General features: G+C 57.6%; 1 protein-coding gene. It reads left to right on the top strand.

The genetic code is table 11. The features are described from left to right. Positions 1 to 1,188 (top strand): IS4 family transposase (locus PQU94_RS17975; RefSeq protein ID WP_272742807.1); only part of this gene is annotated, 1,188 nt, incomplete at its 5' end. Between the last annotated feature and the right edge of the window lie 9 nt (positions 1,189 to 1,197).

Below are 1,197 nucleotides of genomic sequence, written 5' to 3'. Positions count from 1 at the left end.
AAACTTCCTGCGGAGCAGGTGGTGTGGCTGGTGATAGCGCTCGCTCTTTATCGCCATCAGTCGATTGCGGATGTGGCTGCCCATCTTAGCCTTGCTTTGCCCGACGAGGTGAATCCCGATATTGCCAAGAGTGCCCTGACCCAGGCCCGGCAACGCTTGGGTCAAGCCCCTTTGGCGCAGCTCTTTGCCATATGCGCCGCCTGCTGGGACGAGCGGCATCAAAACGGTCGAGCCTGGCGCGGACTTACGCGTTACGCCGTGGATGGAAGCACGTTGCGGACGTCCGACAGCGAGGAGAACCGTGCACATTTTGGCGCTCAAAGCTACACGTCGGGCGTTGTTGCCATTTATCCGCAGTTACGCCTGCTGACGTTGACGGCCCTTGCTACACATCTGGTGCGCGACGCGGTGTTTGGCGCCTACGATACAAACGAGATGCTCTACGCTAAATCCCTTGTTGACCAGGTGCCGGACCATTCTCTGACAGTCTTCGACAAGGGATTCTTTAGTGCTAGTCTTTTGCTGCGGTTGCAGACCCAAGGCACGCAGCGCCATTGGTTGATCCCGGCCAAAGCAAACTGCGTGTGGGAGCGCCTCGATCAAACCCCGGGTGACTATCGGGTGCGTATGAAGGTGTCACCGCAGGCCCGCCAGGCTGAACCGGGATTACCCGCCTCATGGGAGGCCAGGGCGATCGAGACGACCACGCGACATGGCAAAAAGCGCATCCTGCTGACATCCCTGATGGATACCAAGGCCTATCCGGCCAAGGACATCGTCCATCAGTACGAGGAACGCTGGCGCATCGAAACCAGCTATCGCGAACTCAAGCAGGAGCTTCTTGGCAGTGAACTTACCCTGCGTAGCGGAACCCCCGAAACCGTCTGCCAAGAGGTCTGGGGGGCATTGCTGGCCTACAATCTGGTCCGATTGGAAATGGCCGAAATCGCCGTCGAAGCCGAAGTTCCGCCAACTCAGCTCAGCTTTACCGCCACATTGCATTATCTGCGTCAGGAATGGGGATGGATGGCGATCGAAGCGCCCGGAAAAATCCCAGCACATCTCGTCAGGCTGCGAAACAGACTCGGCGATTTGTTACTCTCAACAAAACGGGGGCGATCATGCCCCCGTGTCGTCAAAACCCTGCCCAGAAAATACGACCAGAGAACTGTATCGGCCCTTAAGTGAACTGCATTA

Origin of the sequence: Asticcacaulis currens (assembly GCF_028550395.1) — a bacterium.
Taxonomy (GTDB): Bacteria; Pseudomonadota; Alphaproteobacteria; order Caulobacterales; family Caulobacteraceae; genus Asticcacaulis; species Asticcacaulis currens.
Note: the sequence above shows the minus strand (reverse complement) of the source record. Positions and strands in the feature narration are given on the sequence as shown.